At 70.7% G+C, this 6,840-nt stretch carries 7 protein-coding genes and 1 pseudogene; 4 read left to right on the forward strand and 4 right to left on the reverse strand.

Features of this window, described 5'->3' with window-relative positions; translation table 11 throughout:
- Positions 1–4: 4 nt before the first annotated feature.
- Positions 5–1,264: an MFS transporter gene (locus AB0J02_RS26995; RefSeq protein WP_363196359.1), complete on the reverse strand. Its 1,260-nt coding sequence runs from the start codon at positions 1,262–1,264 to the stop codon at positions 5–7.
- A gap of 191 nt (positions 1,265–1,455) precedes the next feature.
- On the opposite strand from AB0J02_RS26995, the gene AB0J02_RS27000 reads away from it, so the two are divergent.
- The 3 genes from AB0J02_RS27000 (at position 1,456) to AB0J02_RS27010 (ending at position 3,793) form a co-directional block, all read left to right on the forward strand.
- Positions 1,456–2,109 carry a DUF6758 family protein gene (locus tag AB0J02_RS27000; RefSeq protein WP_363196360.1) on the forward strand — a complete coding sequence of 218 codons (654 nt, stop codon included), beginning with the start codon at positions 1,456–1,458 and terminating at the stop codon, positions 2,107–2,109.
- Between the two features lie 143 nt (positions 2,110–2,252).
- Entirely contained in the window at positions 2,253–3,116 is an 864-nt protein-coding gene (locus tag AB0J02_RS27005) for a PHP domain-containing protein (RefSeq protein ID WP_363196361.1), read from the forward strand.
- A 71-nt stretch (positions 3,117–3,187) separates the two neighbouring features.
- Positions 3,188–3,793 (forward strand): MarC family protein, encoded by a 606-nt coding sequence (locus AB0J02_RS27010; RefSeq protein WP_363196362.1) that lies wholly within the window; start codon positions 3,188–3,190, stop codon positions 3,791–3,793.
- Positions 3,794–3,866: 73 nt separating this feature from the next.
- Here AB0J02_RS27010 and AB0J02_RS27015 read toward each other — a convergent pair whose 3' ends face one another.
- A complete protein-coding gene (locus tag AB0J02_RS27015) occupies positions 3,867–4,019 on the reverse strand; it encodes a hypothetical protein (RefSeq protein ID WP_181512666.1) in 153 nt (50 codons plus the stop codon).
- Positions 4,020–4,279: 260 nt separating this feature from the next.
- Between AB0J02_RS27015 and AB0J02_RS27020 the strand changes: the two genes are divergently transcribed.
- Positions 4,280–5,194, forward strand: a complete 915-nt coding sequence (locus tag AB0J02_RS27020) for an NYN domain-containing protein (RefSeq protein WP_363196363.1) — start codon at positions 4,280–4,282, stop codon at positions 5,192–5,194.
- Positions 5,195–5,201: 7 nt separating this feature from the next.
- On the opposite strand, the gene AB0J02_RS27025 is transcribed toward AB0J02_RS27020, so the two are convergent.
- Together AB0J02_RS27025 and AB0J02_RS27030 are read right to left on the reverse strand one after the other, a co-directional pair.
- Complete coding sequence (locus AB0J02_RS27025) at positions 5,202–6,071, reverse strand: alpha/beta hydrolase (protein ID WP_363196364.1); 870 nt, start codon at positions 6,069–6,071, stop codon at positions 5,202–5,204.
- Positions 6,072–6,157: 86 nt separating this feature from the next.
- Positions 6,158–6,840: pseudogene (locus AB0J02_RS27030) on the reverse strand (DEAD/DEAH box helicase); the annotation flags it as partial.

Consider the following 6,840-nt stretch of genomic DNA (forward strand, 5'->3'; position numbering starts at 1 on the left):
GGCTCTAGTTGGCGAAGACGGTCACGCTGTCCTCCGTGGCGTGCTTCGGCTCCAGCTCCTCCGCGTCGTGGGTGAGCGCGTTCCGGCGCACCCGGACGACGACCGCGCCGAGGACCGCCGTGATCGCGGCGACCACGAACGGGATGTGGATGTTGCTCCACTCCTCGATCTTCGGCGCGAAGAACGGTGCTGCCGCGGCGGCGAACCACCGCACGAAGTTGTAGCCGGCGCTGGCCACGGGCCGCGGCGCGTCGGAGACGCCGAGCGCGAGCTCCGTGTAGACGGTGTTGTTCACGCCGATGAAGGCGCCGGACAGGATCGTGCAGACGACGGCCGCGGTGTGGTTGCCGTAGCCGAGGACGAGCACGTCCACGGCGAGCAGGACCAGCGAACCGCCGAGCACCTTCAGAGAGCCGAACCGGGCCTGCATGCGCGGTGCGACGATCACCGAGAACAGCGCGAGCAGCACGCCCCAGGCGAAGAAGACGGCACCGCTCTTGTACGGGGTCATGTTCAGCACGAACGGCGTGAAGGCCAGCACCGTGAAGAACGTGTAGTTGTAGAAGAAGGCCGAGACGGCGGCCGACGCGAGTCCGCCGTGGCCGAGCGCCTTGATCGGGTCGAGGATCGACGTCTTCGTGGCGGGCTTGGGCTGCTCCTTCAGGAACACCGTGATGCAGACGAAGCCGATGGCCATCAGGGCGGCGGTCCCGAAGAAGGGGTAGCGCCAGCTCGCGTTGCCGAGCAGGGCGCCGACCAGCGGCCCGCACGCCATGCCCAGGCCGAGCGCGGACTCGTACAGCAGGATCGCGGCGGCGCTGCCACCGGCCGCGGCGCCGACGATGACGGCGAGGGCGGTCGACACGAAGAGCGCGTTGCCGAGGCCCCAGCCGGCCCGGAAGCCGACGAGTTCGCCGACGGAGCCTGAGGTGCCGGCGAGCGCGGCGAAGACCACGACGAGCGCGAGCCCGACGAGCAGGGTCTTCTTGCCGCCGATCCGGCTGGAGACGAATCCGGTCACCAGCATCGCGACGGCGGTGATGAGGAAGTAGGAAGTGAAGAGGAGGGAGACCTGGCTGGGCGTCGCCTGCAAGCCCTTGGCGATCGACGGCAGGATCGGATCGACGAGCCCGATGCCCATGAAGGCGACGACGGATGCCCCGGCGGTCGCCCAGACCGCCTTCGGCTGACGCAGGAGGCTGGTCGTCGCCCCCGCGTCGAACGGGTCCCCTTCGGCGGGACCTCCTGTGCTGCTGTGGCTCATTCCCGGCTCCTTGTCCGTATCGGATCGTTGGCCTATACACATAATAAGTTAGCCGAGCTAATAAATGCAAGTTACATCTATATTGGGTCCGGCCTCGTCCCTTCCCTCCGGGCCGGACGCCCCGGATCGGCGCCCTCCGGACGGGTGATCGTCCTTGACGCGGCGCGAGACGGGGAGGACCGTGGGGCTTTATGAGGGGCGAACCCAGTTGCCCGAAGTGTGGTGGCCGGGTCAGGGCTCCCGGCCTCTTTGCCGACTCCTGGCAGTGCGATGCGCACGGGGCGGTGCATCCGCTGCAGCCCGTGATCCCGCCCAGCGTCGAGGCCCTCAGTGTCGTGGTGCGCCGCGCCCGGGTGCCCGTCTGGATGCCCTGGCCGCTGCCCGTCGGCTGGCTGTTCACCGGAGTGGCCAACGCGGGGGACGACCGCACCGGCGGCCGCGCCACCGCCGTCGCCTGCTCGGGCCCCGGACCCCTCGGCGGCTTCGGTGAACTGGTGCTCGTCGCGGAAGAGCTCGGCGTCGGACTCGGCGCGCGGTACGCGGGCATCGACGGCCCCGACCCGGGCCCCTACATGGACGTCGCGGGACCGCCCCAGGCCAAACTGCTCGCGGCCGGCCGGCCCACCCCGATGTGGCACGTCTCCGGCACCCCCGACGACCGCGCCGTCTTCGCGGGCGAGGCGCGCGGGCTCTGGCTGTGGGCGATCGTGTGGCCCGAGCAGTCCGGGCTCCTGATGTACGACGAGCTGGTCCTCACCGACCTGCGCGACGCGGGCGCCGAGACGGATCTGCTGCCGTGCGGGGCGCTGTCACCACGCATCCTGCAGCAGGTCGCCGAGCCGTAAGGGGCCGGAGTCCGATTCGGTGGTGACGGGGTTGTTCGAAATCACCGTTACCCTGGAGCGTCCCCGTCCGTGCGAGGCGCAGTGCGAGACTGCCGCGCGAGGTGGGGCCGAACCCCGTCCGTCCGAGCCTGGAGTACGCAGCAGTGCGCATCGACCTGCACACCCACTCCACCGCATCCGACGGCACGGACACCCCGGCGGAACTGGTGCGCAACGCCGCGGCGGCCGGCCTGGACGTCGTCGCGCTCACCGACCACGACACCACCCGCGGCCACGCCGAGGCGATCGCCGCGGTCCCTGAAGGCCTGACCCTGGTCACCGGCGCCGAGCTCTCCTGCCGCCTCGACGGCGTGAGCATGCACATGCTGGCCTACCTCTTCGACCCCGCGGAGCCGGACCTGCTCGCCGAGCGCGAGCTGGTCCGCGACGACCGCGTCCCGCGCGCCAAGGCCATGATCGCCCGGCTGAACGGTCTCGGGGTCCCGGTCACCTGGGAGCAGGTCGCCCGGATCGCCGGGGACGGCTCCGTCGGCCGCCCGCACATCGCCTCCGCCCTGGTCGAACTCGGCGTCGTGCCCACGGTCTCCGACGCCTTCACGCCCGAGTGGCTGTCCGACGGCGCCCGCGCGTACGTCGAGAAGCACGAGACGGACCCCTTCGACGCGATCCGCCTGGTCAAGGCCGCCGGTGGGGTCACCGTCTTCGCGCACCCGGCCGCCGCCAAGCGTGGCAGCACCGTCCCCGAATCGGCGATCGCGGAGCTGGCCGCGGCCGGCCTCGACGGCATCGAGGTCGACCACATGGACCACGACCCGGCCACCCGGGACCGGCTGCGCGGCCTGGCCGCCGATGTCGGCCTGCTCACCACCGGCTCCTCGGACTACCACGGCAGCCGCAAGACCTGTGTGCTCGGCGAGTACACGACCGACCCCGAGATCTACGGGGAGATCACGCGCCGCGCCACGGGAGCCTTCCCGGTGCCGGGCGCCGGCGGACACCGCGCCTGAGAGCCACTGAACAGGCTCTGACCGCTCGCATCGCCCCCTTCCGCTCAACTCCCGCAAGGCAAGCCCTCACTGTGTTCGACGTCGCCGTTTTCGGATCCCTTTTTCTCACGCTTTTTGTGATTATGGATCCCCCCGGAATCACTCCGATCTTCCTCGCCCTCACCGCGGGCCGCCCCGCCAAGGTCCAGAAGCGCATGGCCTTCCAGGCGGTGTGCGTCGCCTTCGGTGTCATCGCCGTCTTCGGCGTTCTGGGCCACCAGATCCTCGACTACCTGCACGTCTCGGTCCCGGCCCTGATGATCGCGGGCGGTCTGCTGCTCCTGCTCATCGCGCTCGACCTGCTCACCGGCAAGACCGACGAGCCCCAGCAGACGAAGGACGTGAACGTCGCCCTCGTCCCGCTCGGCATGCCGCTGCTCGCCGGACCCGGCGCGATCGTCTCCGTGATCCTGGCCGTCCAGAAGGCGCACTCGGTCGCGACACAGCTCTCCGTCTGGACGGCGATCCTCGCCATCCACGTGGTCCTGTGGCTCGTGATGCGCTATTCGCTGGTGATCATCCGCATCATCAAGGACGGCGGCGTGGTCCTGGTGACCCGGCTCGCCGGCATGATGCTCTCGGCCATCGCCGTGCAGCAGATCATCAACGGCGTGACCCAGGTGATCCAGAACAGCTGACCCCTCGGAGCGCGCAAAGCCCCCGTACGCAGTGCGCGTACGGGGGCTTCGAAGTGTGTAAGTCGCTACGCCGTTATGAGGCGGACGACTCGGCCGGGCGGATGTAGAGGCGCTGCCCGATGGCGGCGGCCTGCTGAACGATCCGGTTGACGGAGGCGGCGTCCACGACGGTGGTGTCCACGGCGGTGCCGTCGACGTCGTCCAGTCGCATGATTTCGAAGCGCAAGGGCTTCTCCCTTCGTCTGGTGATCCTCCTGAAGGAGAACTACTGGTGCAGAACACAGTCTGGTCCTGCTGTACGGCCAGGCGGTTGCCTGACCGTTAAGAGTGGATTGCGTGGCTAGAGTGCCCCGCGTTCTGTATGGGTACAACGAGTTGCCCCCTGCAAACATTCCCTACGCTAAGGAAATTTTTCGAGAAGCTAATTACCTGCGGGTAGCGAGGCCGGTTGTGCACAGGGCGTGACGCCCAGGACAATGAGCGGCAATGAACGAAACCAACGCGGAGGGACCTCTCGACGCCGTCGAGGCCCGCCTCGACACCACGAACGACCTGCTCAGGCGGGTGCTCGCCGAGGTCGCGAAGACGCCCTCGACCCATGCGATCTTCGTGGACGCGGGGTATCTGTACGCAGCGGCGGGCCGCCTCGTCGCGGGCACCGAGGACCGGCGCTCCTTCGACCTGGACGCCGAAGGGCTCATCGACGCGCTGATCGACAAGGCCCGCACGATCTTCGCGGACAGCCGGCTGCTGCGCGTCTACTGGTACGACGGCGCCCGCCGCCGCATCCACACCACCGAACAGCAGTCGATCGCCGCCCTGCCCGACGTCAAGGTCCGCCTGGGCAATCTCAACGCGAACAACCAGCAGAAGGGCGTCGACTCCCTCATCCGCAGCGACCTGGAGTCCCTCGCCCGGCACCGCGCCATCAGCGACGCGGCCCTGCTCGGCGGCGACGAGGACCTGGTCTCCGCCGTCGAGGCGGCCCAGGGGTACGGCGCCCGCGTCCACCTGTGGGGCATCGAGGCGCCCGACGGCCGCAACCAGGCCGAGCCGCTCCTGTGGGAGGTCGACAGCCAGCGCACGCTCGACCTCGACTTCTTCAAGCCGTACGTCTCCCGCCGCGCCACCACGATGTCGTACGAGAACGTGGAGGCGCCGCGCCCCTCCCGCGACCAGGTCCGCTTCGTCGGGGCGCAGATCGCGGCGCGCTGGCTCGGGGAGCGTGGGCGCGCGGCGTTCGCGGAGGTGCTGCCCGGCCACCCCTACCTGCCCGGTCCGGTCGACCAGGACCTGCTGGTCGAGGCGGAGGGCGTGCTCCAGTACTCGCTGCGCGGCCAGTCGGACCTGCGGCGGGCGCTGCGCGACGGGTTCTGGGCGCATCTGCAGGCCCAGTTCTAGACTCTCGTCACAAGCCCTGCGCCGGGTGCCGGTCCCAGAAGGCGACCAGCGCCGCGGCCGTCTCCTCGGGGCGGTCGGTGTTGGGGGAGTGCTCCGCCCCGGCGATCACCGACCGCTCGGCCTGGAGGCGCCGCGCCATCTCGTCGAGCAGCGGCACGGGCCAGGCATCGTCCCGCTCCCCGGACAGCACGTGCACGGCCGGCGCGACCGCGGCCAGCTCGTCGACCCGGTCGGTCTCTGTGCACAACTGGCGCCCGGTGGCGATGAGTTGAGCCGGACTGTTGCTCAACCAGCGGCGCCGCAGATCTTCTTCGTCACCGCGCACGTCGATGACGTCACCGGTCGCCTCCAGCGCTTGGATGGCCTCCCACACCTGCGCCATGTCGAGCGTGCCGAGCGCCTGCTGAAGCAGCTCGACGCGCTGTTGCTGCGGCCGGGAGACGGCGGCCGGGCCGGACGCCATCAGCGTCAGCGAGGCGAAGGGGGCCGGGTCCGCGATGACCGCGGCGCGGGCGACCAGGCCACCCAGCGAGTGCCCGAGCAGATGGACCGGCACCGGGCCGAGCGCCGCGGCCTGGGCAAGTACGTCCAGCGCCAACTCGGCCTGCGCGTAGCGGTGTTCGTCGTCCCGGGGGCCCGCCGTCTGATACTGGCCCCGGCCGTCGACGGCGACGCTGCGGTACCCGGCCGCACTCAGCGGCCCGTGCAGCGCTATGAAGTCCTCCTTGCTCCCGGTGAACCCCGGAAGCAGCAGGGCGGTGCCCCGCACGGGACCGGTCTCCGGCGCACCGACGAGTGCGGCGAAGTCGCCTCTCGCGGTGTGCAGGACGTGGGCACGGGTGCCGGGCGGCGGGGCGAAGGTCGGGGGCCTGCTCATGCCGTGAGGGTACGTGGACCGGCGCGGGCACGACGAAGGCCCGGGCCCCCGCAGTGCGGGACCCGGGCCTTTCGACGCGGTGCGGATCAGGCCTCGGGGGCCTTGGCCACAGCCTTCTTGCGGGTGCGCTTCGGCTTGGCGGCGGCGGGCGCCTCTTCCGGAGCGGCGGCGACAGCCTTCTTGCGGGTGCGCTTCGGCGCGGCCTCGACGATTTCCGCGGCGGCCTCGACGGGAGCCACGACCTTCTTGCGGGTCCGCTTCGGCTTCGCCTCCGCGGCCTCGACCGTGTCGACCGTCTCGATGACGGGCTCTGCCTTCTTGCGGGTGCGCTTCGGCTTGGCCTCGGCGGCGGGCGCCTCCTCCGGAGCGGCGGCGACAGCCTTCTTGCGCGTGCGCTTCGGCTTGGCCTCCTCGACAGGCGCCTCCTCGGGCGCCGCAGCGACGGCCTTCTTACGGGTACGGGCCGGCTTGGCCTCGACGGCCTCCGCCGTGTCGACGGCGACCTCCGCCTTCTTGCGCGTACGGCGCGGCTTGACCGGGGCCTCGACGGTCTCGGCGACAGGCGCCACGGCCTCGGCCGTCGCGACCGTCTCGGCCGATTCGAGGACCGGCTCCGCCTTCTTGCGCGTACGACGACGCGGCTGCGCCGGCACCTCGACCTCGACGGTCTCCGCGACGGGCGCCACCGGCTCGGCGGTCTCCGCGGCGACTTCGGCCTTCTTGCGCGTACGACGACGCGGCTGCGCCGGCACCTCGACCTCGACGGTCT

This window comes from Streptomyces sp. NPDC050264 (assembly GCF_040655895.1).
Taxonomy (GTDB): domain Bacteria; phylum Actinomycetota; class Actinomycetes; order Streptomycetales; family Streptomycetaceae; genus Streptomyces.

Bases quoted from the DNA above. Each gene is read 5' to 3' on its own strand.
- AB0J02_RS26995 (WP_363196359.1), bottom strand. From the start codon at position 1,264: ATGAGCCACAGCAGCACAGGAGGTCCCGCCGAAGGGGACCCGTTCGAC.
- AB0J02_RS27020 (WP_363196363.1), top strand. From the start codon at position 4,280: ATGAACGAAACCAACGCGGAGGGACCTCTCGACGCCGTCGAGGCCCGC.
- AB0J02_RS27025 (WP_363196364.1), bottom strand. From the start codon at position 6,071: ATGAGCAGGCCCCCGACCTTCGCCCCGCCGCCCGGCACCCGTGCCCAC.
- AB0J02_RS27000 (WP_363196360.1), top strand. From the start codon at position 1,456: ATGAGGGGCGAACCCAGTTGCCCGAAGTGTGGTGGCCGGGTCAGGGCT.